Source organism: Pseudomonas sp. yb_5 (assembly GCF_043103865.1).
Lineage (GTDB): Bacteria > Pseudomonadota > Gammaproteobacteria > Pseudomonadales > Pseudomonadaceae > Aquipseudomonas > Aquipseudomonas putida_Y.
Genome location: NZ_JBICKE010000058.1, coordinates 1 through 24,761, shown reverse-complemented (window position 1 = coordinate 24,761; position 24,761 = coordinate 1). Strand labels below are relative to the sequence as shown.

The 24,761-nt window shown below is 62.6% G+C and carries 23 protein-coding genes; 12 read left to right on the top strand and 11 right to left on the bottom strand.

The window, feature by feature from the left end; genetic code table 11:
- Window positions 1-90 precede the first annotated feature (90 nt).
- Window positions 91-1,041, bottom strand: coding sequence for a LysR family transcriptional regulator (locus tag ACF8GF_RS08680; protein WP_176682500.1), 951 nt, complete (start codon window positions 1,039-1,041; stop codon window positions 91-93).
- Window positions 1,042-1,173: 132 nt separating this feature from the next.
- On the opposite strand from ACF8GF_RS08680, the gene ACF8GF_RS08675 reads away from it, so the two are divergent.
- Together ACF8GF_RS08675 and mmsB are read left to right on the top strand one after the other, a co-directional pair.
- Window positions 1,174-2,700 (top strand): CoA-acylating methylmalonate-semialdehyde dehydrogenase, encoded by a 1,527-nt coding sequence (locus ACF8GF_RS08675; RefSeq protein WP_392488274.1) that lies wholly within the window; start codon window positions 1,174-1,176, stop codon window positions 2,698-2,700.
- Window positions 2,701-2,710: 10 nt separating this feature from the next.
- Window positions 2,711-3,598: a 3-hydroxyisobutyrate dehydrogenase gene (gene mmsB / locus ACF8GF_RS08670; RefSeq protein ID WP_176682502.1), complete on the top strand. Its 888-nt coding sequence runs from the start codon at window positions 2,711-2,713 to the stop codon at window positions 3,596-3,598.
- A gap of 192 nt (window positions 3,599-3,790) precedes the next feature.
- Here the strand turns inward: mmsB and ACF8GF_RS08665 are convergent, their stop codons facing one another.
- Together ACF8GF_RS08665 and ACF8GF_RS08660 are read right to left on the bottom strand one after the other, a co-directional pair.
- Window positions 3,791-4,135, bottom strand: coding sequence for a cupin domain-containing protein (locus ACF8GF_RS08665; protein ID WP_003251579.1), 345 nt, complete (start codon window positions 4,133-4,135; stop codon window positions 3,791-3,793).
- A gap of 141 nt (window positions 4,136-4,276) precedes the next feature.
- Window positions 4,277-5,158 carry a LysR substrate-binding domain-containing protein gene (locus ACF8GF_RS08660; RefSeq protein WP_176682503.1) on the bottom strand — a complete coding sequence of 294 codons (882 nt, stop codon included), beginning with the start codon at window positions 5,156-5,158 and terminating at the stop codon, window positions 4,277-4,279.
- Window positions 5,159-5,236: 78 nt separating this feature from the next.
- Between ACF8GF_RS08660 and ACF8GF_RS08655 the strand changes: the two genes are divergently transcribed.
- Complete coding sequence (locus ACF8GF_RS08655; protein WP_392488273.1) at window positions 5,237-6,001, top strand: sulfite exporter TauE/SafE family protein; 765 nt, start codon at window positions 5,237-5,239, stop codon at window positions 5,999-6,001.
- On the opposite strand, the gene ACF8GF_RS08650 is transcribed toward ACF8GF_RS08655, so the two are convergent.
- The gene (locus tag ACF8GF_RS08650; protein ID WP_392488272.1) at window positions 5,991-6,305 is read right to left on the bottom strand and encodes a putative quinol monooxygenase; all 315 of its coding nucleotides are present in this window, start codon (window positions 6,303-6,305) and stop codon (window positions 5,991-5,993) included. The genes ACF8GF_RS08655 and ACF8GF_RS08650 overlap by 11 nt on opposite strands.
- Window positions 6,306-6,468: 163 nt before the next feature.
- Between ACF8GF_RS08650 and ACF8GF_RS08645 the strand changes: the two genes are divergently transcribed.
- The 3 genes from ACF8GF_RS08645 to ggt all read left to right on the top strand — a co-directional run bounded on the left by ACF8GF_RS08645 (window position 6,469) and on the right by ggt (window position 9,924).
- On the top strand, window positions 6,469-7,059 hold the full coding sequence (locus ACF8GF_RS08645; protein WP_176682506.1) for an NAD(P)H-dependent oxidoreductase: 591 nt from the start codon (window positions 6,469-6,471) through the stop codon (window positions 7,057-7,059).
- Between the two features lie 183 nt (window positions 7,060-7,242).
- The gene (locus ACF8GF_RS08640) at window positions 7,243-8,139 is read left to right on the top strand and encodes a LysR family transcriptional regulator (RefSeq protein ID WP_392462187.1); all 897 of its coding nucleotides are present in this window, start codon (window positions 7,243-7,245) and stop codon (window positions 8,137-8,139) included.
- A 117-nt stretch (window positions 8,140-8,256) separates the two neighbouring features.
- Window positions 8,257-9,924, top strand: a complete 1,668-nt coding sequence (ggt, locus tag ACF8GF_RS08635) for a gamma-glutamyltransferase (RefSeq protein WP_392488271.1) — start codon at window positions 8,257-8,259, stop codon at window positions 9,922-9,924.
- Window positions 9,925-10,063: 139 nt separating this feature from the next.
- Here the strand turns inward: ggt and ACF8GF_RS08630 are convergent, their stop codons facing one another.
- Both ACF8GF_RS08630 and ACF8GF_RS08625 read right to left on the bottom strand, forming a co-directional pair.
- On the bottom strand, window positions 10,064-12,025 hold the full coding sequence (locus tag ACF8GF_RS08630; RefSeq protein WP_392462197.1) for a methyl-accepting chemotaxis protein: 1,962 nt from the start codon (window positions 12,023-12,025) through the stop codon (window positions 10,064-10,066).
- Between the two features lie 129 nt (window positions 12,026-12,154).
- On the bottom strand, window positions 12,155-13,036 hold the full coding sequence (locus ACF8GF_RS08625) for a neutral zinc metallopeptidase (RefSeq protein ID WP_392488270.1): 882 nt from the start codon (window positions 13,034-13,036) through the stop codon (window positions 12,155-12,157).
- A 200-nt stretch (window positions 13,037-13,236) separates the two neighbouring features.
- Here ACF8GF_RS08625 and pcaH point away from each other — a divergent pair, with 200 nt between their 5' ends.
- Window positions 13,237-13,956, top strand: a complete 720-nt coding sequence (pcaH, locus tag ACF8GF_RS08620; RefSeq protein ID WP_392488269.1) for a protocatechuate 3,4-dioxygenase subunit beta — start codon at window positions 13,237-13,239, stop codon at window positions 13,954-13,956.
- A gap of 10 nt (window positions 13,957-13,966) precedes the next feature.
- Window positions 13,967-14,572 carry a protocatechuate 3,4-dioxygenase subunit alpha gene (gene pcaG / locus ACF8GF_RS08615; RefSeq protein WP_010955312.1) on the top strand — a complete coding sequence of 202 codons (606 nt, stop codon included), beginning with the start codon at window positions 13,967-13,969 and terminating at the stop codon, window positions 14,570-14,572.
- 150 nt (window positions 14,573-14,722) lie between these two features.
- Here the strand turns inward: pcaG and trmA are convergent, their stop codons facing one another.
- The 3 genes from trmA to ACF8GF_RS08600 all read right to left on the bottom strand — a co-directional run bounded on the left by trmA (window position 14,723) and on the right by ACF8GF_RS08600 (window position 18,550).
- Complete coding sequence (trmA, locus tag ACF8GF_RS08610; RefSeq protein WP_392462184.1) at window positions 14,723-15,808, bottom strand: tRNA (uridine(54)-C5)-methyltransferase TrmA; 1,086 nt, start codon at window positions 15,806-15,808, stop codon at window positions 14,723-14,725.
- Complete coding sequence (locus ACF8GF_RS08605; protein ID WP_176682511.1) at window positions 15,805-17,100, bottom strand: NCS2 family permease; 1,296 nt, start codon at window positions 17,098-17,100, stop codon at window positions 15,805-15,807. Before ACF8GF_RS08605 ends, trmA begins: the two co-directional genes overlap by 4 nt.
- A gap of 229 nt (window positions 17,101-17,329) precedes the next feature.
- Window positions 17,330-18,550 (bottom strand): MFS transporter, encoded by a 1,221-nt coding sequence (locus ACF8GF_RS08600; RefSeq protein ID WP_176682512.1) that lies wholly within the window; start codon window positions 18,548-18,550, stop codon window positions 17,330-17,332.
- 343 nt (window positions 18,551-18,893) lie between these two features.
- Between ACF8GF_RS08600 and ACF8GF_RS08595 the strand changes: the two genes are divergently transcribed.
- From ACF8GF_RS08595 to ACF8GF_RS08585, 3 genes are read left to right on the top strand one after another with little or no spacing between them, the layout of a single operon-like run.
- On the top strand, window positions 18,894-20,330 hold the full coding sequence (locus tag ACF8GF_RS08595; RefSeq protein WP_019438403.1) for a cytochrome ubiquinol oxidase subunit I: 1,437 nt from the start codon (window positions 18,894-18,896) through the stop codon (window positions 20,328-20,330).
- Window positions 20,331-20,333: 3 nt separating this feature from the next.
- Entirely contained in the window at window positions 20,334-21,341 is a 1,008-nt protein-coding gene (cydB, locus tag ACF8GF_RS08590) for a cytochrome d ubiquinol oxidase subunit II (protein WP_003251612.1), read from the top strand.
- Window positions 21,342-21,350: 9 nt separating this feature from the next.
- Entirely contained in the window at window positions 21,351-21,506 is a 156-nt protein-coding gene (locus ACF8GF_RS08585; protein ID WP_012274180.1) for a DUF2474 domain-containing protein, read from the top strand.
- 105 nt (window positions 21,507-21,611) lie between these two features.
- Here ACF8GF_RS08585 and ACF8GF_RS08580 read toward each other — a convergent pair whose 3' ends face one another.
- On the bottom strand, window positions 21,612-22,736 hold the full coding sequence (locus tag ACF8GF_RS08580) for a methyltransferase (RefSeq protein ID WP_176682513.1): 1,125 nt from the start codon (window positions 22,734-22,736) through the stop codon (window positions 21,612-21,614).
- A gap of 96 nt (window positions 22,737-22,832) precedes the next feature.
- Window positions 22,833-23,540, bottom strand: a complete 708-nt coding sequence (locus ACF8GF_RS08575) for an autoinducer binding domain-containing protein (protein ID WP_176682514.1) — start codon at window positions 23,538-23,540, stop codon at window positions 22,833-22,835.
- Window positions 23,541-23,756: 216 nt separating this feature from the next.
- Here ACF8GF_RS08575 and ACF8GF_RS08570 point away from each other — a divergent pair, with 216 nt between their 5' ends.
- The gene (locus ACF8GF_RS08570) at window positions 23,757-24,533 is read left to right on the top strand and encodes a ferredoxin--NADP reductase (RefSeq protein ID WP_176682515.1); all 777 of its coding nucleotides are present in this window, start codon (window positions 23,757-23,759) and stop codon (window positions 24,531-24,533) included.
- Window positions 24,534-24,761 lie beyond the last annotated feature (228 nt).

The window sequence follows — 24,761 nt, the reverse complement described above, 5'->3', positions numbered from 1 at the left end:
CAACGCGGTGTTTGGCACCGGCTTCGCCGGTGTTCGCGGGCAAGCCCGCTCCTACAGGGGCTGTGTTGCCTTCGGAAATGCGCAGGCCCATCAGTCCTGGGCAAAGCGCATCTCGCGGGTTTGCCCCATCAACAACGGCGCATTCGCCTCGGTCACCCCGCGGATGTAATCCCACAGCAGGGTAATGCGCTTCAACTTGCGCAAGTCTTCCCGGCAGTACATCCAGAAGTGCCGCGTGACCTCGATCTCCTCCGGCAACACCGTGACCAATCGCGGGTCCTGCGCGGCGAGGAAGCACGGCAATATCGCCAGCCCACGCCCCTGCAGCGCTGCCGTGTACTGCGCGATCACGCTGGTACTGCGCAAATGCGCGCTGGCGTTGGGGATCAGGTTGGCCAGGTACAGCAGCTCGGAGCTGAACGCCAGGTCATCCACGTAACTGATGAACGGGTGTTTGGCCAGATCCGTCACCTGGCGGATCGGCGCGTGGCTGTCCAGGTAGTCCTGGGTGGCATACAACCGCAAGCGGTAGTCGCACAGCTTGCAGCACACATAAGGCCCATGCTCGGGCCGCTCCAGCGCGATGACGATGTCCGCCTCACGTTTGGACAGGCTGATGAAGTGCGGCAGCGGCAGGATGTCCACCGAAATCGCCGGGTAGGCGTCGACGAAGTGGCTTAGCTGCGGCGTGATGAAGAAGCTGCCAAAGCCCTCGGTGCAGCCCATGCGCACATGGCCCGACAATGCCACCCCCGACCCGGACACCTGTTCGCAAGCCATGTGCAGCGTGCTCTCGATCGACTCGGCATAGCCCAGCAGGCGCTGGCCCTCGGCGGTCAGCACAAAGCCGTTGGTCCGCGACTTTTCGAACAGCAAGGTGCCCAGCGCGCCCTCCAGCGAGCTGATGCGTCGCGACACGGTGGTGTAATCCACGCTCAGCCGTTTGGCAGCACTGCTGGCCTTGCGGGTGCGAGCCACTTCGAGGAAGAACTTCAAATCGTCCCAGTTGAGCGCGCTCAGGGATGTGAGGTCTTTTTGCATGATGATCCGGTTTTTTTGTGCGTTCTTGTTGGATGTTTGCACATCTATACTCGAAACAAGCCTCAGGACGCCACCTCGCGTTTGCCCGGCGCTGGCGATCTCGTCCCGACAACAATTCCAAGGAGAACGCAGATGAACGCACCGCAATCCCCTAACAGCACCAAGGTTGAGCAGGTCAAGCTGCTGATCGACGGCCAGTGGGTCGAGTCCAAAACCACCGAATGGCGTGACATCGTCAACCCGGCCACCCAAGAGGTGCTGGCGCGCGTACCGTTCGCCACCGTCGAGGAAGTCGACGCAGCCGTGGCCGCCGCGCAACGCGCATTCCAGACCTGGCGTAACACCCCGATCGGCGCCCGCATGCGCATCATGCTCAAGCTGCAGGCGCTGATCCGCGAACACACCAAACGCATTGCCCAGGTGCTCAGCGCCGAGCAGGGCAAGACCCTGGCCGACGCTGAAGGCGATATCTTCCGCGGTCTGGAAGTGGTCGAGCATGCTGCGTCCATTGGTACCCTGCAGATGGGCGAATTCGCCGAGAACGTCGCCGGCGGTGTCGATACCTACACCTTGCACCAGCCGATCGGCGTATGCGCTGGCATCACCCCGTTCAACTTCCCGGCAATGATCCCGCTGTGGATGTTCCCCATGGCCATCGTCTGCGGCAACACCTTCGTGCTCAAACCATCCGAGCAGGATCCGCTGTCGACCATGCTTCTGGTCGAGCTGGCGCTGGAAGCCGGCGTACCGGCCGGGGTGCTGAACGTGGTGCACGGCGGCAAGCAGGTGGTGGATGCCATTTGCACCCACCAGGACATCAAGGCGATTTCCTTCGTGGGCTCTACTGAAGTCGGCACGCACGTGTACAACCTCGGCAGCCAGCATGGCAAGCGTGTGCAGTCAATGATGGGCGCCAAGAACCACGCGGTGGTGCTGCCTGATGCCAACCGCACGCAAACCATCAATGCGCTGGTCGGTGCTGCCTTTGGTGCGGCGGGCCAGCGCTGCATGGCTACCTCGGTGGCGGTGTTGGTGGGCAAGGCCCGCGAATGGTTGCCGGATATCAAGGAGGCTGCAAGCAAGCTGAAGGTCAATGCTGGCTGTGAGCCGGACACCGACGTTGGCCCGGTGGTTTCCAAGCGTGCCAAGGAGCGTGTGCTGGGCCTGATCGAAAGCGGTATCAAGGAAGGCGCCAAGCTGGAACTCGACGGCCGTGACGTCAAGGTACCGGGTTACGAACAAGGCAACTTTGTCGGCCCGACCCTGTTCTCGGGCGTGAAGACCGATATGCAGGTGTATACCCAGGAAATCTTCGGCCCGGTGCTGGTGACCCTGGAAGTCGACACGCTCGACGAGGCCATCGCCCTGGTCAACGCCAACCCGTTCGGCAACGGCACCGGCCTGTTCACCCAGAGCGGCGCGGCAGCACGCAAGTTCCAGAGCGAAATCGATATCGGCCAGGTCGGCATCAACATCCCGATCCCGGTACCCGTACCGTTCTTCAGCTTCACCGGCTCGCGTGGTTCCAAGCTCGGTGACCTCGGGCCGTACGGCAAGCAAGTGGTGCAGTTCTACACTCAGACCAAGACCGTCACTGCTCGCTGGTTCGATGACGACAGCGTCAACGACGGTGTGAACACCACCATTAGCCTGCGCTAAGGAGTACGTCATGCGTATCGCATTCATCGGCCTGGGCAACATGGGCGCGCCCATGGCCCGCAACCTGATCAAGGCCGGGCATCAGCTGAACCTGTTCGACCTGAACAAGGCCGTGCTGGCCGAGCTGGCAGAACTGGGCGGGCAGATCAGCCCCTCGCCCAAGGACGCGGCGGCCAACAGCGAGCTGGTGATCACCATGCTGCCGGCCGCAGCCCATGTGCGTAGCGTGTACTTGAACGAGGACGGCGTATTGGCCGGCATTCGTCCTGGCACGCCGACCGTTGACTGCAGCACCATCGACCCGCAGACCGCACGTGATGTGTCCAGGGCTGCAGCGGCCAAGGGCGTGGACATGGGTGATGCACCGGTTTCCGGTGGCACTGGCGGCGCCGCGGCCGGCACCCTGACGTTCATGGTTGGCGCCAGTACCGAGTTGTTCGCCAGCCTCAAGCCGGTACTGGAGCAGATGGGTCGCAACATCGTGCACTGCGGGGAAGTCGGTACCGGCCAGATCGCCAAGATCTGCAACAACCTGCTGTTAGGCATTTCGATGATCGGCGTGTCCGAGGCCATGGCCCTGGGTAACGCGCTGGGTATCGATACCAAGGTGCTGGCCGGCATCATCAACAGTTCGACCGGACGTTGCTGGAGCTCGGACACCTATAACCCGTGGCCGGGCATCATCGAAACCGCACCGGCATCGCGTGGCTACACCGGTGGCTTTGGCGCGGAGCTCATGCTCAAGGACCTGGGGCTGGCTACCGAAGCGGCACGCCAGGCACACCAACCGGTGATTCTCGGTGCCGTGGCCCAGCAGTTGTACCAGGCCATGAGCCTGCGAGGCGAAGGTGGCAAGGACTTCTCGGCCATCGTCGAGGGTTATCGCAAGAAGGAGTGATGCAAGAGGTGGATTTCATCGCGGGCCAGGCGGCCTTCCCTCTGTAACTGCGCACCAGAGGGAAGGGCGTCTGCTCCGCGATTTTTTTCGTCCACGCTTACAGGTATTGCGCGGCCGTGGTAGGAGCGGGTTCACCCGCGAATGCTACAGAAGCCTCACCGCCGCATTAGCAGGTAAACCCGCGCCTGCAAGTCAGGCGAAGACGAAATACTTACGTACAGTCTCGACCACTTCCCAGGTACCTTTCATGCCTGGCTCGATCACGAACACATCACCCGCTTTCAGGTGCTTCGGCTCTTCGCCTTCCGGGGTGATGATGCAGTAGCCATCGAGGAAGTGGCAGAACTCCCATTTATCGTAGTTGACCTCGAACTTGCCCGGGGTGCAGATCCAGGTGCCCATGATCTTGCTGCCGTCGGCCGACAGGTAGGCATTGAGGTTGACGGTGTGCGGATCGCCGCCGATGCGCTTCCACTTGGTGGCGTCCACGACCGGCGTCGGGCAGGTTTCGCGCAGGACGGTGATGAAATCGGACATGGCACAACTCCTGGTGACTGGCTGAATGACTGGTCACCATAGGCCCAACGGCCGCGCCGCAGTTGCCTGGGCTCGACGTCCAGGTGTCTGGCCGCGCTATGGCAGGCGGTTTGCCTCGACAGTGGTGTGCGCCCCAGCGCGTCAGCCAGTAAAGGTGGCTACCAGTTCTGCGGCATAGCCCGGCAATGTCGCAAAATCCCGCGCGCACACCAGCAACCGGCGGTTGGCCCATGGCTCCTGCAGCGCCACCCAGTGCAATGGCAGCATACCTTGCCAGCGCTGCACCGCTGCCAGCGGCACCACCCCGATTCCGGCCCCGCCCGCGACCATGCGGATCACCCCATCAAACCCCTCCGCACGCACCCGGACCTGCATGCGCTGCCCCTCGTGCAGCGCTTGCTCTTCCAGGTACAACCCCAATGCACTGCCGGCCCCCAGGCCGACATAGCCATGGGCCAGGCTGTCGACGAAGCTTGGCGCCAGCGCACTGGCCAGGGGGTGGCCCTGTGGCGTCACTAGCACCAGCGGGTCATCTCGAAACGGCTTGGTCTGCAGGTGCTCGCTGGGGGCGGCTGTGGACACGATGCCCAGGTCGGCCATGCCTTGGGTAATTGCCTGCACGATGCGCAAACTTGGCAGCTCTTGCACGTCCACGCTGACGCCCGGGTTTTCAGCCAGATAGCTGGCCAGCAGTTCGGGCAAGTATTCGGTCAGCGCTGCGGTGTTGCACAGCAGGCGCACTTGGCCTTGCTGCCCTTGCGCGTATTGGCCCAGGTCGAACTGCAGGCGTTCGACCTGCTGCGTTATCAGCCGTGCATGCTGCAACAGTGCCTGGCCAGCCGGCGTTGGTTGTACGCCACGGCGGTTACGTTCCAGCAAGGGAATGCCCAGCGATGCTTCCATGGCGCGGATGCGCGCACTGGCTGCCGGCAGCGACAGATGGCTGCGGCTGGCGCCGGCGGTGATGTTGCCGCACTCCAGGGTGTGCTGGAACAGCTTGAGGTCGGTCAGGTCGAAATGCATGTGGCTCTGTCCTGGCAAGAGGCTGGCTGAGTATATGGCAGATTCTCACGTTGCCCGGGGTGCGCCATCATCGGCCCCATGACTACCTTGCTCGCTTTCTACCAGAACATTGGCCCGGCACTGTCGTTGCTGGTTGTACTGACCTTCCTGCTGGCTGGCGCAGTGAAGGGAGTCATCGGTCTGGGCCTGCCGACCATTGCCATGGGCCTGTTGGGCCTGGCTATGCCGCCGGCGCAGGCTGCCGCATTGCTGATCGTGCCCTCGACGCTCACCAACCTGTGGCAGTTGGCCTGCGGCGGGCACCTGCGAGGGTTGTTGGTCCGCCTGGGGCCGATGCTGGTACTGATCTTTGTCGGCACCTTGCTGGGCAGCGTGTGGCTGGGAATCAACAGTGGCCCCTGGGCTGCGCACGCGTTGGGGGGCGCCTTGCTGGTCTATGCGTTGTATGGGTTGGTCGGCCCGGGCTTGCAGGTGACCCCGGGACACGAGCGCTGGCTGGGACCGCTGTGCGGGCTGGTCACGGGTGTGGTCACGGCGTCGACCGGGGTGTTCGTGATGCCAGCGGTGCCTTACCTGCAGAGCCTGGGTTTGAACCGCGAGCAGATGATCCAGGCCCTGGGTTTGTCGTTTACGGTGTCGACCCTGGCCTTGGCCCTAGGCCTGGCCGGGCAGGATGCCTTGGGTGGCCAGGCGCTAGGAGCGTCGCTGCTGATGCTGGCGCCGGCCTTGCTCGGCATGCTGGCGGGGCAGTGGCTGCGTCAGCGGATCAGCGCGCTGCTGTTCAAGCGTTGCTTTTTCATCGGCCTGGCCGCACTCGGCGGCCATCTGCTGATCAGCGGCTAGCGGACGAAGCGCTGAGCATGTCGACCCTCTGGATATCGAAATCGCGCTCCAGGTAGTCCATGCGCTTTTCGAAGAAGGCGGCCATGTGCGGGAGGGCCGAATGCACGTCCAGCGCGGCCTTGTCGGCCCACACTTCGAAGAACACAAACAGGCTCGGGTCCTGCTGGTCGCGCAGCATGTGGTACTCGATGCAGCCGGGTTCCTGGCGGCTTGGCTCGACGTAGGGACGGAACAGCTTTTCGAACGCATCAGCCATTTCCGGGCGGGTCTTGGCTTTGAGGATAAAGGCGAACGGCTCACTCATGGGGCGCTACTCGGTGATGGGTGGTGAGTCGATTCTACGGCAATAATGCATTGCTCATTCGTGACTTCTGGTCAATTGTATTTTGCCCCGTCACCGCTGTATCCCGCCCCCGCGAGCCTCTAACCTGCCGGCATCAATTTTTGATTCGGCCGTGGAGGCCAGCATGAAAAAGATCCTTCTGCTCAATGGTGGTAAACAGTTCGCTCACTCCGAAGGCCGTCTCAACGCGACCTTGCACGACGCGGCCATCGCTCACCTGGACCGCGCCGGTTTCGATGTGCGCCAGACGTTCATCGATGGCGGCTACGATGCCCAGGAAGAGGTGGAGAAATTCCTCTGGGCCGATGTGGTGATCTATCAGATGCCCGGCTGGTGGATGGGCGCGCCGTGGACCGTTAAGAAGTACATCGACGAGGTATTCACTGCCGGCCACGGCAGCCTGTATGCCAATGATGGCCGTACCCGTTCGGACCACTCGCAAAAATACGGCAGCGGTGGTTTGGTGCACGGCAAGCAATACATGTTGTCGCTGACCTGGAACGCGCCGCAGCAGGCGTTCGATGACCCGAGCGATTTCTTTGAAGGCAAAGGGGTGGATGCCGTGTACTTCCCGTTCCACAAGGCCAACCAGTTCCTCGGCATGACCGGCCTGCCGACCTTCCTGGCTGTGGATGTGATGAAGCGCCCGGATGTGCCGGCGGCGTTGGCAGCTTATGAGGCTCATCTGGACAAGGTGTTTGGCAAGGCACAGTAATTTTATGCCTGTACGGGCCTATTCGCGGGCTTGCCCGCTCCCACAGGTATTACGCAGGTTTCAAGGACTTTGCAGTACTTGTGGGAGCGGGCAAGCCCGCGAATAGGCCCGTACAGGCGCCGCTGGACTTGGCCTAGACAAGCGGTTATCTAATCCTTGCACAGACCAACCACAGGCCCAGATGTGAAAACCCGATCCGAAGAACTCCAGGTATTCGTCGCCGTCATCGACTGCGGCTCGATTTCCGCTGCTGCCGAGCAGATGGGCCAGACCCCGTCTGCCGTCAGCCGCACCCTGTCGCGCCTGGAGGGCAAGCTGGGCACCACGCTGGTCAACCGCACCACCCGGCGCATGGACCTTACCGAAGAGGGGCGCTACTTTCTTGAGCGCTCGCGGCTGATCCTGCAGCAGATGGACGAGATGGAAGAGCGTCTGTCGATGAACCGCCAGACCCCGACCGGGCGATTGCGCATCAATGCTGCGGCGCCGTTCATGCTGCATGCCATCCTGCCGTGGATCGGCGAGTTCCGCCGCCAGTACCCGGGCATCGAACTGGAGCTCAACACTGACGACCTGATCATCGACCTGCTGGAGCAGAGCACCGATGTGGCGATCCGCATCGGTGAACTGGCCGACTCCAGCCTGCATGCGCGCAGCCTGGGTTGCAGCCCGGTGCAGGTGCTGGCCAGTCCGGCCTACCTGGAGCAGCACGGCACGCCACGGCAGGTCGAGGAGCTGGCCGAGCACTGTCTGCTCGGCTTCAGCCAACCTGAGTCGCTCAATCACTGGCCGCTACGCCATGCTCAGGGCGACCGCTGGAGCATCCGCCCGGCGCTGGTCGCTTCCAGCGGCGAAACCCTGCGCCAGTTGGCGCTGGCCGGGGAGGGCATCGTCAGCCTGTCGCACTTCATGACCCACGAAGATATCCGCACAGGGCGCCTGCAGGTGCTGCTGAGCGAGGCCAACAATGGCTACCGTCAGCCGATCCACGCGGTGTATTACCGCAATACCCAGTTGGCGCTGCGCATCCAGTGCTTCCTGGATTTCATCCAGCGCAAGCTGGCGATGTACGCCTGCTGAGTTGCCTGAACGCGACAAATTCTGTCCACAGGCGGCGAAACTTCCGACGGTTGATTGCACAGTCGAAGCGCTTCGGCCTTACTGAGTGCTCGACAAAAACAACACCAAGGAAGTGTCATGCGCATTGTCCCTTTCCAGTACCTGGCTCTCGCAGCCGCGATCCTGAGCTGTTCCTCGGTTTACGCCGCCACCCTGGAGGGCGGCGCGGTGGCCGCCCCCGATCAATATGGTGCACAGGTGGCCGCCGATATTCTGAAAAAGGGCGGCAACGCGGTGGACGCGGCAGTGGCGACCGCCTTCACCCTGGCGGTGACTTACCCGGAAGCCGGTAATATCGGCGGTGGCGGCTTCATGACCCTGTTCGTCGATGGCAAGCCTTACTTCCTCGACTACCGTGAAGTCGCGCCCAAGGCCGCCACGCGCAACATGTACCTGGACGACACGGGCGAGGTCATCGAGAACCTCAGCCTGGTCGGGGCACGCGCCGCAGGCGTACCCGGTACGGTAATGGGCCTGTGGGAGGCGCACCAGAAGTTCGGCAAGCTGCCCTGGAGCGAGTTGCTGACCCCGGCCATCGGCTATGCGAAAAACGGCTTCAAGGTGGCGGAAAAGCAGTACCAGTACCGCAACGATGCCCAGGGCATGTTCAAGACGGCGACCAACTTCAACGATTACTTCGGCAACATGAAGGTCGGCGAGCTGTTCAAGCAGCCGGAAATGGCCCAGACCCTGGAGCGTATAGCCGACAAGGGCGTGAGCGAGTTCTATCAAGGCAAGACCGCCGATTTGCTGGTGGCGCAGATGCAGGCTGACAAAGGCCTGATTACCAAAGACGACCTGAAGGATTACAAGGCGGTATGGCGTGAACCGATGGCCGTGAGCTGGCGTGGCAATGTGGTGTATACCGCGCCGCCACCGAGCTCCGGCGGTGTGGCGCTGGCCCAGTTGCTGGGCATCAAGGAAGACCGCGCGGCCGACTTCAAAGGGGTGGCGCATAACTCGGCGCAGTACATCCACCTGTTGGCCGAGATCGAGAAGCGGGTGTTCGCCGACCGCGCCGACTACCTGGGCGACCCGGCCTTCACCAAGGTGCCGGTGGACCAACTGGTGGCCAAGGATTACCTGGCCAAGCGCGCAGCCCAGGTCAACCCGAAGGCCATCTCCGAGACCGACAAGGTCAAGCCGGGCCTCGAACCGCACCAGACCACGCATTTCTCGATCATCGACAAGCAGGGCAACGCGGTCAGCAATACCTACACCCTCAACCTCGACTACGGCAGTGGTGTGGTGGTGAAGGGCGCCGGTTTCCTGCTCAACGACGAGATGGATGATTTCAGCGCCAAACCGGGGGCGGCGAACGCCTTTGGAGTGGTCGGCGGTGATGCCAACGCGATCGAACCGGGCAAGCGCATGCTGTCGTCGATGAGTCCCAGCCTGATGACCCGCGATGGCAAGGTCGAGCTGGTTATCGGTACCCCGGGTGGTTCACGGATCTTTACCTCGATCTTCCAGGTGATGAACAACCTGTACGACTACGGCATGCCGCTGGACAAGGCGGTGGCGGCGCAGCGCGTGCACCATCAGTTGCTGCCCAAGGACACCATCTACTTCGACAGCTATGCGCCGCTGACCGGTCCGGTAGCTGACGAGCTGAAGAAGATGGGCTATGTGCTGGAGGACCAGGGCTGGGAGATGGGTGACATCCAGGCGATTCGAGTCGATGGAGCGAAGCTTGAGACCGCTTCCGACCCACGTGGGCGTGGGGTGGGGATGATCGTCAAGTAGTACCTGTGAGCACGCCGGGAGGGCTTTGCCCTCCTATCGCGACACAAGGCCGCTCCCACGAGGACCTGCGTACGTCGATCAATGTGGGGGGCGGCCTTGAATCGCGAAAGGGCCGCAAAGCGGCCCCAGGTTCCAACGGTCAGACGCGGAACTGGCTGACCAGTGTCTGCAACTGCCCACCCAGCCGCGCCAGTTCCACACTCGACGCTGCCGTCTCGTCACTGGCTGCTGCGGTCTGCTCTGACACATCACGTACATTCAGGATGCTTCGGCTGATCTCTTCAGCCACCGCACTCTGCTGCTCTGCCGCTGCAGCAATCTGCTGGTTCATCGACTGGATGCTCGATACCGTACTGGTAATGCTCTCCAGTGATGACCCGGCCTTTCGCGCCAGTTCGACGCTGCTGTCGGTCAGGGTACGGCTGCCCTGCATGGCACTCGCCACTTGCTGGGTGCCGTGCTGCAGGCTGGCAATCAGCTCTTCGATCTCTTCGGTAGACTTCTGTGTGCGCTGGGCCAGGCCGCGCACTTCGTCGGCAACCACGGCAAAGCCACGGCCCGCCTCGCCGGCGCGTGCCGCCTCGATCGCTGCGTTGAGCGCCAGCAGGTTGGTCTGTTCGGCCACCGACTTGATCACGTCCATCACGCTTCCAATCTTCTGGCTTTCCTGCTGCAGCAGGTTCATGGCCTCGGTAGAGCGGTGCATGTCTTCGGCCAGGCGTTCGATCTGGCCAATCGCTTCGCCTACCACGCGGTCGCCGGCCCGAGCTTCGTCATCGGCACCGGTGGCTGCATGTGAGGCCTGCTCGGCATTGCGCGCCACTTCCTGTACGGTGGCGGCCATTTCGTGCATGGCGGTGGCCACCTGGTCGGTCTCGACTTTCTGGCTGTTGGCGCCGGCGCTGGTCTGTTCGGTGACTGCCGACAGCTCTTCGGCTGCGCTGGCGATCTGGGTGACGCCATCGCGGATGCCGCTGATCAGCTCGCGCAGGGTGGTGCCCATACGTGCTATGCCTTGCTGCAGTACGCCCAGTTCGTCGCGGCGGGTGACGCGCATGTGCTGGGTAAGGTCGCCGCTGGCGATCTTTTCCACGGCCATCAGGGTGTCTTGCAAGGGGCGAGTGATCTGGCGGGTGATCAGCACCGCCGCCAGCACGCCGACCAGCAGCGCCAGCAGCGTGGCAATGGCCTGTAGGCTGCGGGCCTGGGTACTCTCGATGTCACGGCGCTCTAGCTGGATCTGGTACAGCGCGTCGCTGCGCTTGACGATGTCGGCGCCCTGCACGGTCATTTCGGCGCGCGAGGTGGTGATGTTGGCAACCGCGTCGCGGAACTGGCGCACGGCCTCACGATAGGCCAGTACCGCGTTTTCGAACTGTTGCAGGCGCGTGTCTTCGCTGGGCAGCTGGCGCTTGAGGTTGTCGGTATCGGCCAGTGCTGCATCCAGCTGGCGCAGGGCAGCCTGCTCGTTGGCGCTGCTGTTGTCGGCGATGTAGCCACGCACATCGATGCGTACCTGCAGCAATTGCTGGCGGGCCTTGCTGATCAGCTGGTACTGGGCCAGGCGCACGCTGTCAGCCTCGGGGCGAGCCATCACCTCCCGGCTGAGCGCATCCATGGCCTGGTCGGCGCGGATGGCCGAGCTGTCCATGGAAACGCGCGCCGCGCGGGTGGCGTCATAGCCCTGGCGCATCTTGTTCAGCGACACCTTGTAGGCGCTGATGGTTTCGCCCAGTTCACCCAACAGCTTGATGTTCTCCGGGCTTTTGAAGGTGGTGGCCAGGTAGGCCTGCTGCTTGCTGAATGCATCCAGCTTGGCCAGGGTGTTGGCGGCGGCGGTATCGTCGCCGTTGGCGATCATGTACTGCAGGCGCGCAATGCGCAGGTTGGTGAGGTCCTTGTTCAACTGGCCGATATCGCCCATCCAGTTGCTGCGGTCGATCAGGCTGCCCAGGCTGGTCCAGCCGGTGAGGGCCAGCAGGCCGGTGAGGACCAGCACCAGGCCGAAGCCCAGGCCGAGTTTGAGGTTGACGCTGATGTTGGCGAACCAGCTGTTCATGCACGCTCTCCAGAAGTTGATTTCGCTCTCTTGATCTTCGATCGCAAGGCGTTTTTGTTCTGGATGCCCGCTGATTCGTGCAGGTGTTATCGGCCATGATTGTGGAAGCTGAAACGCTTTTTCAGCAAAATATCAGCACGCGCTCTCATTCACTCGCTATTGGGCCGGGTATCAGAGGGTACGCGCACTGAAGGTATCGCAGCGGTTCACTTCACCTTCGGCAAACCCGGTCTTGAACCAGCGTACGCGCTGCGCCGAGGTGCCGTGGGTGAACGAGTCCGGCACCACGCGCCCGCGGCTTTGCTGCTGCAGGCGGTCGTCGCCAATGGCATTGGCCGCATTCAGCGCTTCCTCGACATCGCCTGGCTCCAGCCAGTTCAGGCGTTTCTGTGCCTGGTAGGCCCATACGCCAGCCAGGCAGTCGGCCTGCAACTCCTGGCGCACCAACAGGCCGTTGTCGCCCTCCATGCGCTGGCCGGCGCGACGTGCGGCGTCGACCTTGGCCGAAACGCCCAGCAGTGTCTGCACATGGTGACCGATTTCGTGGGCGATCACGTAAGCCTGGGCGAAGTCGCCAGCTGCAGCGAAGCGGGTTTCCATTTCGCGGAAGAACGACATGTCCAGATACACCCGCTGGTCCGCCGGGCAATAGAACGGCCCGACCGCTGCCGAGGCAAAACCACAGGCCGAGTTGACCTGGCCACTGAACAGGACCAGCTTGGGGTCACGGTATTGTTTGCCGGCCTGGGCGAACAGGGCTTTCCAGGTGTCCTCGGTGTCGCCCAGAATCGAGGCGACAAACTCGGCCTGCTGGTCGTTGGCCGGAGGGGCCTTGCCGCTTGTGCCACTGGGTGCTGTCTGCTGTTGCTCCATCTGGCCGGCAAGCTGGCCAAGAATCTGCAGCGGGTCCTGCCCGGTGAGCCAGCCGATGCCGACGATCAGCAGAATCGCCCCGAGGCCCAGCCCTTTGCCGCCGCCGAAACGCATGCCGCCGCCACCGCCACCTCTGGCATCGACCACGTTGTCGCTGCGTCGGCCTTTTCGCCATTCCATGAGTGCTCTCCCGAGCGTGAAACAAGAAGACAAAGATTAGTTCACGAAGGCGGTACGTGTCAGGCTGAGGTGTTGATACATAACCATTTGGTTATGTATCAAGTGGTCGATTTCAATATTCATCGCGTACCGCCTGCCGGAAACTGCAAGTCCGCCTGCCACGCCCAGGCGTTCTCACAATTCCAAGAGAGGAAACCGGCATGCCCGCCCAGGACAACAGCCGCTTCGTGATCCGTGATCGCAACTGGCACCCCAAAGCCCTTACGCCTGACTACAAGACCTCCGTTGCCCGCTCGCCGCGCCAGGCCCTGGTCAGCATTCCGCAGTCGATCAGCGAAACCACTGGTCCGGACTTTTCCCACCTGGGCTTCGGCGCCCACGACCATGATCTGCTGCTGAATTTCAATAACGGTGGCCTGCCAATCGGCGAGCGCATCATCGTCGCCGGTCGTGTCGTCGACCAGTACGGCAAGCCTGTGCCGAACACCTTGGTGGAGATGTGGCAGGCCAACTCCGGCGGCCGCTATCGCCACAAGAACGACCGCTATCTGGCGCCACTGGACCCGAACTTCGGCGGTGTTGGCCGGTGCCTGACCGACCGCGACGGCTACTACAGCTTCCGCACCATCAAGCCGGGCCCGTACCCATGGCGCAACGGCCCGAACGATTGGCGCCCGGCGCATATCCACTTCGCCATCAGCGGCCCGTCGATCGCCACCAAGCTGATCACCCAGTTGTATTTCGAAGGTGACCCGCTGATCCCGATGTGCCCGATCGTCAAGTCGATCGCCAACCCGCAAGCCGTGCAGCAGTTGATCGCCAAGCTCGACATGAGCAACGCCAACCCGATGGACTGCCTGGCCTACCGCTTCGACATCGTGCTGCGCGGCCAGCGCAAGACCCACTTCGAAAACTGCTGAGGACCCCGCCATGCCAATCGAACTGCTGCCGGAAACCCCTTCGCAGACTGCCGGCCCCTACGTGCACATCGGCCTGGCCCTGGAAGCCGCTGGCAACCCGACCCGCGACCAGGAAATCTGGAACTGCCTGGCCAAGCCAGACGCCCCGGGCGAGCACATTCTGCTGATCGGCCATGTATACGACGGGAACGGCCACCTGGTGCGCGATTCGTTCCTGGAAGTGTGGCAGGCCGACGCCAACGGTGAGTACCAGGATGCCTACAACCTGGAAAACGCCTTCAACAGCTTTGGCCGCACGGCTACCACCTTCGATGCCGGTGAGTGGACGCTGCAAACGGTCAAGCCGGGTGTGGTGAACAACGCTGCTGGCGTGCCGATGGCACCGCACATCAACATCAGCCTGTTTGCTCGTGGGATCAATATCCACCTGCACACGCGCCTGTATTTCGATGATGAGGCCCAGGCCAATGCCAAGTGCCCGGTGCTCAACCTGATCGAGCAGCCGCAGCGGCGTGAAACCTTGATTGCCAAGCGTTGCGAAGTGGACGGGAAGACGGCATATCGCTTCGATATCCGTATTCAGGGGGAAGGGGAGACAGTCTTCTTCGACTTCTGAGGTGAGGCTTGGGGCCGCTCTGCGGCCCATTCGCGGGCAAGCCCGCTCCTACAACGATCTGCGTACGCCGAGCAACGGGCTGTATGCCGATCAATGTAGGAGCGGGCTTGCCCGCGAATGGGCTGCAAAGCAGCCCCGGCAATACAACGATCAGCGCCGAACCAGCAGAACCCCACTTTCCATATGGTGGGTATACGGGAACTGGTCAAACAATGCACAGCGCTCGATGCGGTGGGTATCCTGCAACTGGGCAATGTTCGCTGCCAGTGTTTCCGGGTTGCACGAGATGTACAGGATGCGTTCGAAACGACGGGTCAGCTCGCAGGTATCCGGGTCCATCCCCGCACGCGGTGGGTCGACGAACACGGTACCGAACTGATAACTCTTCAGGTCGATGCCTTCCAGGCGACGGAACGGCCGCACCTCATTGAGTGCCTGGGTCAGTTCCTCTGCCGACAAACGTACCAGCCGCACGTTATCCACAGCGTTCTCGTCGAGGTTGCTCAGTGCAGCATTGACCGACGTCTTGCTGATTTCGGTGGCCAGCACCTGGCGTACACGCGTGGCCAGCGGCAGGGTGAAGTTGCCGTTGCCGCAATACAGCTCCAGCAAGTCATCCTCACGCTCGCCAATGGCCTCGAAGGCCCAGCTGAGCATCTTCTGGTTCACTGCGCCGTTGGGCTGGGTGAACGCACCCTCAGGCTGGCGATAGCTGAACACGCGGCCAGCCACGTCGAGCTTTTCCACCGCGTAGTCGCGGCCGATAACCAGGCGCTTGCCCTTGGAACGGCCAATGACGCTCACGCCCAGCGCTTCCGCCAGTTGCCGTGCCTCCACTTCCCAGGCCTCGTCCAGCGGGCGGTGATAGCACATCGTGATCATCGCATCGCCAGCCAGAGTGGTGAGGAACTCAACCTGGAACAGGCGGTTGCCCAGTTCTTCGCTGGCCTGCCAGGCCGCTTTCAGGCGTGGCATCAGTGCGTTGATGCGCTGGCTGGCAATGGGGAAATCGTCGATCAGGATTGCCTTGTGCTTCTCGCCTGGGGCGAACATGGCGTAGTGGCGCTGGCCATCCTCGCGCCACAGGCGGAACTCGGCGCGCAGGCGGTAATGCTCGCGCGGTGAGTCGAAAACAGTCGGCTCCGGCGCGCCGAACGGCGCCAGCAGCTCGCGCAGCCGGGCCACTTTGGCATCCAGCTGGGGGGCGTAGGAGGAGGGGTCGAAAGCAGCACTCATGCGTTGAACCAGCCTAGCTTGATGACGAACAGGATGGAAAGGATCACCAGCGCCGGGTTCAGGTCGCGGTGGCGGCCCGAAATCAGCTTGACGGCGGTCCAGGCGATGAAGCCGAAGGCGATGCCGTTGGCGATCGAGTAGGTCAGCGGCATGGCCAGGGCAGTCACGACAACCGGCGCGGCTTCGGTCACGTCGTCCCAGTTTATTTCTGCCAGGCCCGAGGCCATCAGCACGGCGACGAACAGCAACGCCGGGGCCGTGGCGAAGGCCGGTACGCTACCGGCCAGCGGAGCGAAGAACAGCGCCAGCAGGAACAGCACGGCAACCACGATGGCAGTCAGGCCGGTACGGCCACCGGCGCTCACACCCGCAGCAGATTCGATGTAGCTGGTGGTGGTCGAGGTACCCAGCAGCGAACCGGCCATGGCAGCGGTGCTGTCGGCGATCAGGGCCCGGCCCATCTTCGGCATGTGGCCGTCCTTGCCCATCAGGCCCGCGCGCTTGGCCACGGCGATCAGGGTGCCGGAGTTGTCGAACAGGTCGACGAACAGGAACGCGAAGATCACGCTGACAAGGCCCACATCGAGGGCGCCGGCGATGTCCAGCTGCAGGAAGGTGGGTGCCAGCGACGGTGGCATCGACACGATCCCGCCGAACGGCGTGACGCCCATGGCGATCGACGCAACGGTGACGGCCAGGATGCCGATCAATACCGCGCCGCGCACCTTCAGCGACTCAAGGCCGACGATCAGGAAGAAGCCCAGCGTGGCGAGAATCACCGAGGGCTGCTTGAGGTCGCCCATGCCCACCAAAGTGGCTGGGTTATCGACGACGATGCCTGCGTTATTCAGGGCGATCAATGCCAGAAACAGGCCGATACCGGCGGCAATCGCCGAACGCAGCGGCAGCGGAATGCTGTTCACGATCCACTCGCGGATGCGGAAGATCGACAGCAGGAAGAACATCACCGCCGACAGGAACACGGCACCCAGTGCCACCTGCCAGGTGTGGCCCATGTGCAGCACCACGGTGTAGGTGAAGAACGCGTTCAGGCCCATGCCCGGTGCCAGGGCGATCGGGTAGTTGGCAATCAGGCCCATGGTGGCGGAGCCGATGGCCGCTGCCAGGCAGGTGGCGACGAAGATCGCGCCCTTGTCCATGCCGGTCTCGCCGAGGATGCTCGGGTTGACGAACAGGATGTAGGCCATGGCCAGGAAGGTGGTGACGCCCGCGAGAATCTCGGTGCGCACGTTGGTGTTGTGTGCTCTTAGTTGAAACAGCCTTTCCAGCATTCCCGCTCCCCAAGGCGCCCCCGGCGCCATGAATGTATCGACCCCATCAGCAAAGCACAGACCGTACCGGATGCCGTGGTTTTGTGTGGGGAGGAAAAAAGCCGCGCATCATACCAGCATGCATGGCGGGGGCCTATGGCCGTTGGGGAATGGGTTTTTCTGGCTCTTCGCGGGTAAGGTCCCCTGTAGACGCGGGCTTGCCCGCGAAGAGTCCGGCACAGGTAACCCATCACCCGTTATGCAACCGATCCCGCTTGGCCAGGGTAGGGAACAGTTTTATCCACACCCCGGTCACCACCAAGGTGCCCACCCCACCCAGCACCACCGCCGGCACTGTACCAAACCAGTGCGCGGTCACCCCCGATTCGAACTCACCGAGTTGGTTCGAGGCACCGATGAACAAGCCGTTCACTGCGCTCACCCGCCCACGCATTTCATCCGGTGTCTCCAGCTGCACGAACGAACTGCGAATGACCATGCTGATCATGTCTGCCGCACCCAGTACCACCAGTACCGCCAGCGAGAACCAGAACGAGGTCGACAGGCCGAAGGCGATGGTCGCCACGCCGAACACGCCGACCGCAGTGAACATCGTCCGCCCGACGTTGCGCTGGAACGGGAAGCGCGCCAGCCAGAGCGACATCAGCAACGCCCCCACCGCTGGCGCCGAGCGCAACAGGCCAAGTCCCATCGGGCCGGTCAGCAGGATGTCCTTGGCAAATACCGGCAGCAACGCGGTGGCCCCGCCCAGCAATACTGCGAACAGGTCCAGCGAGATGGCGCCGAGGATGTCGGGCCGGCTGCGAATGAAGCGGATGCCAGCCAGCAGCGATTCGATGCTGGCGCGCCCGCGCTGGGCGACCTGGCCGTGTGCCTGCAGGCTCAGGGTCAGCACGCAGGCAATGGCGTACAGGGCCACCGTCGGGCCATACACCCACATGCTGCCAAAGGCATACAGGAAACCGCCCACCGCCGGCGCCACGATGGTCGCCGACTGGGTGGCCGAGGCCGACGCCGCCACTGCCCGCGGGAACAGCCCGGCCGGTACCACATTGGGCAACAGCGCCTGGGTTGCCGGCATTTCGAATGAGCGGCTGGCGCCGAGCAGGAAGGCCAGGGCAAAGATCAGTTCGCGGGTGACGTTGTCGGTAGCGCTGCCCACCGCCAGTGCCAGGGCAATCAGCCCCTGAAGGCTCTGGCACAGGGCGGCGACCTTGCGCCTGTCATAGCGGTCGGCGACATGGCCGGTGTGCAGCATGAACAGCACCCGTGGGGCGAACTCGACCAGGCCGACCAGGCCCAGGTCCAGTACGTTGCCGGTCAATTGGTAGAGGTGCCAGCCGATGGCCACGGTGAGCATCTGGAAGCCGCTGGCGGTGAACACACGGGCCAGCCAGAAGGCCAGAAAAGGACGATGGTGACGCAACAACTGCGGTGCGGAATCGGACATCGGAAATCAGTGGCCTCGGCGCAGTAGAGGGGCGCGCAGCGTATCACCTGTTTGTAACAAGCAGTTACTGTTTGCTCAGGTCGGCACTTTTCTACTGTTTATTAAAGAGGGTGAGGCAACAGGTCACGCGGCAATCCACCACACGCCCCATCGGGCCATTCGGGACTATGCTTCCAAGCATTCATTGATCTGGGTCAATCGTTCCAGATCAATGAATTGGCCGTCTGGCCGGAATCCCTGCGATCGAACAGAACAATTCCAACACGCCGTACTCGACCCAGTGGGGGCAGTGGGCGACTGGGGCCACAAGCCCGGACGCCGGATTATCTGAAGAGGAAGCACCATGTTCGGAATAGAGGCCTTAGAGCTCGCCCGAATGCAGTTTGCCTTTACCGTGTCATTCCACATCCTGTTCCCGGCCATCACCATTGGCCTGGCGAGCTACCTGGCAGTCCTTGAAGGCCTCTGGCTGCGGACCCACAACCAGGTTTACCGTGACCTCTATCACTTCTGGTCGAAGATCTTCGCCGTCAACTTCGGCATGGGCGTGGTCTCCGGCCTGGTCATGGCCTACCAGTTCGGCACCAACTGGAGCCGCTTCTCCGACTTTGCCGGCGCCGTCACCGGCCCGCTGCTCACCTACGAAGTACTGACTGCGTTCTTCCTCGAGGCCGGCTTCCTGGGCGTCATGCTGTTTGGCTGGAATCGCGTCGGCCGTGGTCTGCACTTCTTCTCCACGGTGATGGTAGCGCTCGGTACGCTGGTTTCGACCTTCTGGATTCTCGCCTCGAACAGCTGGATGCAAACCCCGCAAGGTCACGAGATCATCGATGGTCGGGTGGTGCCGGTGGACTGGTTTGCGGTGGTGTTCAACCCCTCGTTCCCCTACCGCCTGATGCACATGGCCACTGCCGCGTTCGTTTCCACCGCGTTCTTCGTCGGTGCCTCGGCGGCCTGGCACCTGCTGCGCGGGCGTGACAACCCGGCCGTACGCAAGATGCTGTCGATGGCCATGTGGATGGCACTGATCGTCGCCCCGATTCAGGCAGTGATCGGTGATTTCCACGGCCTCAATACCCTCAAGCACCAGCCGGTGAAAATTGCCGCGATCGAAGGCCACTGGGAGAACGTGCCCGGTGAGCCGACTCCGCTGATCCTGTTTGGCATTCCCGACATGGAGGCCGAGACTACCCGGTTCAAGATCGAGATCCCGGCGCTCGGCAGCCTGATCCTGACCCATAGCCTGGACAAGCAGGTGCCGGCGATGAAGGAGTTCCCGCCCGAGGACCGGCCTAACTCCACCATCGTATTCTGGTCGTTCCGGATCATGGTCGGGCTTGGTTTCCTGATGATCTTCGTCGGCCTGTGGAGCCTGTGGTTGCGCAAACGCGGCACACTGTACAGTTCGCGCCCGTTCCTGCATGTGGCCCTGTGGATGGGGCCATCCGGGCTGATCGCGGTGCTGGCCGGCTGGTTCACTACCGAAATTGGCCGCCAGCCCTGGGTGGTGTACGGCCTGATGCGCACGGCGGACGGTGTTTCCAACCACAGCTACGCGCAGCTCGGCTTCACCCTTGTGGCCTTCGTGGTGGTGTACTTCGCCCTGTTTGGCACCGGCCTTGGCTACATGATGCGCCTGGTGCGCAAAGGGCCGCAGACCGGCGAGGGTGATGAGCACACACCGGGAGGCCCAGGCCAGAAACGCACGCCGGCACGGCCTTTGTCCGCCGCCGATGATGGCCGCGAGGCCACCTCTGCCAGCTTGAACAAGGGGAACTGAACCATGGGTATCGACCTTCCACTGATCTGGGCCGTGATCATCATCTTCGGCGTCATGATGTACGTGGTGATGGACGGATTCGACCTGGGGATCGGCATGCTCTTCCCCTTCGTCAAGGGCGAGCAGGACCGTGATGTAATGATGAACACTGTCGCGCCGGTATGGGACGGCAACGAAACCTGGTTGATCCTGGGCGGTGCCGGACTGTTCGGGGCCTTCCCGATGGCCTATGCCGTGGTCCTCGAGGCCCTGTACCTGCCCCTGATCCTGATGCTGATCGGCCTGATCTTCCGGGGCGTGGCCTTCGAGTTCCGCTTCAAGGCCAAGGCTGACAAGCGGCATATCTGGGACAAGGCTTTCATCTGGGGTTCGCTGATTGCCACCTTCTTCCAGGGCGTGGCGTTGGGTGCGTTCCTGGAAGGCTTCAAGGTGGTCGACCGGCATTTCGCCGGTGGCACCCTGGACTGGCTGACCCCGTTCAGCCTGTTCTGCGGGCTGGGGTTGATCGTGGCCTACACCCTGCTGGGTTGCACCTGGCTGATCATGAAGACTGAAGGGCCGCTGCAACAGAAGATGCACGACATGGCCCGGCCGCTGGCGCTGGTGCTGCTGGTGGTGATCGGTATCGTCAGCCTGTGGACCCCAATCGCCTACCCGCAGATTGCCGACCGCTGGTTCAGCATGCCCAACCTGATCTGGTTCATGCCGGTACCGCTGCTGGTGCTGGTGACGTTCTACGGGTTGCTCAAAGCGGTGGCGCGCAACGCGCACTACACGCCGTTCCTGCTCACTCTGGTACTGATCTTCCTTGGCTACAGCGGCTTGGGAATCAGCCTGTGGCCTAACATCATCCCGCCGTCGATCTCGATCTGGGATGCCGCAGCGCCACCGCAAAGCCAGGGCTTCATGCTGGTGGGTACCCTGTTCATCCTGCCGTTTATCCTCATGTATACCTTCTGGAGCTACTACGTGTTCCGCGGCAAGGTAACCCACGAAGACGGCTATCACTAGGAGGGCCGCATGATGACTGGCAAGCATGGCTTGGAAGACAAGAAACCGCTGTGGCAGCGACTGGGTTGGCTGTTGCTGATCTGGGCGATGAGCGTCGCGGCGCTGGGTGTGGCGGCCTGGGTGATGCGGCTGTTCATGGGGGCGGCGGGCCTGACCACACATTGATAAAGAGCGGCAGCGGGCTTGCCCGCGAAGCAGGCAACGCGCTAGATGGCACCGGCGTTGCCGGTGTTCGCGGGCAAGCCCGCTCCTACGGGGGCGGTGGCGCGCTTACTTGCGGGCTTTCAGAATGACGAACTTGGGCGTTGCCGCCACCTGCTCAACGCCGCGGAACAACCGCGCCAGCTTGCTGTGATAGCCCAGGTGCCGGTTACCCACGATGTACAGCGCCCCACCTACCACCAGCGCTTCACGCGCCTGCTGGAACATGCGCCAGGCCAGGAAATCACCTACTACCTGCTGTTGGTGGAACGGCGGGTTGCACAGCACCACGTCCAGCGACTGCTTCTCCAGCCCGGCCAGGCCATCGGCCGCGACGAAGGTCGCCGGGCGCTCGCCCAACGCTGCCTGCCAGTTCTCCTGCGCCGATTGCACCGCCATGTACGACTCGTCGACCAGGGTGTACTCGGCCTCCGGGTTGGCCAGGGCGCTGGCAATCGCGAGTACGCCGTTACCGCAGCCCAGGTCTGCCACCCGCGCACGGCCGAGGTCGCGTGGCAGATGCGGGAGGAACGCCCGGGTACCGATATCCAGGCCTTCACGGCAGAACACGTTGGCGTGGTTGATCAATTCCAGTGCCGGCACGTCGAGGCGGTAGCCGCTAGGGTAGGGGGACTTGGCGAGCGGCCGCTCGGCAACCGTTGCAGTCAGCAAGCGGGCTTTTTTCTGTGCCAGCGAAGCCTGTACGGGGCCGATGTACTTCTCCATCAGGTCGCCGGCCGCCCGTGGCAGGTGCTTGATCATCGCCCCGGCAATCACCTGCGCACCGGGGGCCAGCTGGCCTTGCAGGCGGATCAGTTGTTCTTCGAGCAGGGCCAGGGTCTTGGGTACACGCACCAGCACCCGATCAAACGGGCCTTGCCAGTGCTCGCTGGCCGGTACGAACGGCACACTGTCGAATGGCAGGCCATTGCGCGCCAGGTTCTTTTCCAGGGCCAGATGCCCCAGGTGCGAGTCACCGCTGCTGACCACCTGCAGCTGGCCCGCCAGGCTGGCGGCCAGGGCACCGAAGCTGTCATTGAGCACCAGTACCCGGCAATTGGCGTCAGGTGCCTGATCGTGTAGCTGCGCAAGCAGGTACTCGTCGGCGGCATCGAAAGCCTGCAACGGGTCGTTGGCCTGCTCCGGCTGGCGGATCAGGTCGAGTTCGGCGTAGGGGGTGGTCAACAGGGGCATGGCGTCTGGCTCGGGTACGAAACTGCCCGTTGCGGTTCGCCCCGGGCTTTGCCGGGCGATTCTACAGGGCTTTGCCCAAGGCCGCAGGCTTGGAGGTCAGATCCAGCCACGCAAGGCGGCAATGGCGATGGCTCCGGCCTTGTTGGCTGCATTGGTCTTGGTGATCACGCTGCGGATATGGAAGTTGACCGTGCTTTGCGACAGGGAGAGGATGCAGGCTACATCGGCAGCGGTCTTGCCGGCGGCAGACCATTTCAGCACTTCCAGTTCACGCTCGCTCATTTTCGGTTGGGGTGGGCACAGTGCGTTCAGGTGATGCTCGCCCAGTACCGCGTGAAGGGTGTGGCACAGCCACTGCACACTACCGGCTTTGTCGTACAGCTCGAACACATCGATGTGGCCGTTTGGTCGAGCGACACTGATCTGGCTTTCGTTGTGCTGCAGATCGTGAAGCGACTGTGTCCAGCCGTGGCGCAAGCCATGCTGGCAGGCCATTTCGCGAAATTGCGGGGCTTCCTTGTACAGTTCATCGGTCCACAGTACCGGCGTCGTCGAGCTGTGGCTGAGGTTCGCCGCCGGGTCCTGCTTGTAGAAGTCGTCGCGCTGGTAGCGCTCGATCCACTCACTTGGGTAGTTGCTGTAGAGGTACAGCCTTGGCGTTTGCGTAGCGATCTGAATACGGATGTTCAGCCCAAGGTAATCCATGCCCAGGCCCTGAGCCAGGTGGACTGCGATGTCGAACAGCTTCTGCGGGCTCCGTTCGCTGACGAAGGCATGAAGATGTTCAGGTTTCCATTGATACATCTGAGGCACTCCTTGGAGGCGCGCAGAATCCAATCCGTTTGAGTACCCGGAAGATTGTAGGAAAAGACCTACCATCCTGTTGGGAATTTTTTGTTATAGCGATCAGGATTTTCTGCGACTTCGGCCCGGTTGCACTCTATGAGGCCCTACAAAGCGGTGGTTTTTATCCTGGCCACTTTAGGCGACACTGTGCACACGCCAACCCTGGAGCCCGATATGACCGCTAGCGCCGACAAGTTCACCCGCCAGACACTGCTCGATGTTCAGCCACTGACGCCGAACCTCTTCAGCCTGCGGGTTACGCGCGACGCGGGGTTCCGCTTCCGTTCCGGCCAATTTGCCCGGCTAGGTGTGACCAAGGCCGATGGTAGCGTGGTGTGGCGCGCCTATTCCATGGTCAGCGCGCCCCATGATGAGTATCTGGACTTCTTTTCCATCGTGGTGCCAGGTGGTGAGTTCACCAGTGAGCTGAGCCGTTTGGGGGCAGGCGATACGTTGCTGATCGACCGCCAGGCGTTCGGCTTCCTCACCCTCGACCGCTTCGTCGGTGGTCGTGATCTATGGCTGCTGGCCACCGGTACCGGCATTGCGCCCTTTATGTCGATCCTGCAGGACTTCGAGGCCTGGGAGCGTTTCGACAGCATCAAGCTGGTGTATTCGGTACGCGAAGCCAAGGAGCTGGCCTATGTGGATGAGATTGCCGGGCTGGAACAGCGCGATTATCTGGCTGAGTACGCGGGCAAGTTGCAGTTCATTCCCGTGGTGACCCGTGAACAGCACCCGGGGGCGCTGAACCAGCGGATTACGACGTTGATCGAGAATGGCGAACTGGAGAGGGCGGCAGGGCTTGAACTGTCACCGGAGCATTCGCGGGTGATGCTGTGCGGTAACCCGGAAATGATCGACGAAACCCGCAAGGTCCTCAAGGCGCGAGACCTGCAACTGAGCCTGAGCAAGCGGCCCGGGCAGGTGGCTGTCGAGAACTACTGGTAAGACCATTGCGGCCGTTGTGGGGCCTGTAGGAGCGGGTTTACCCGCGAAAGGGCCGGGCCTGCTGGCCAATCTTCACCCGCCGTTCACCTTTGCCGTCGCCACCGTATTCGCGGGTGAACCCGCTCCTACACAGATGGGGGGTGGACACGCATCGGTGGTTGGACACAGGCCGCCGTAGGATCGAGTTTACCCGCGAAGAGGCCGGGCCTGCTGGCCAATCTCCACCCG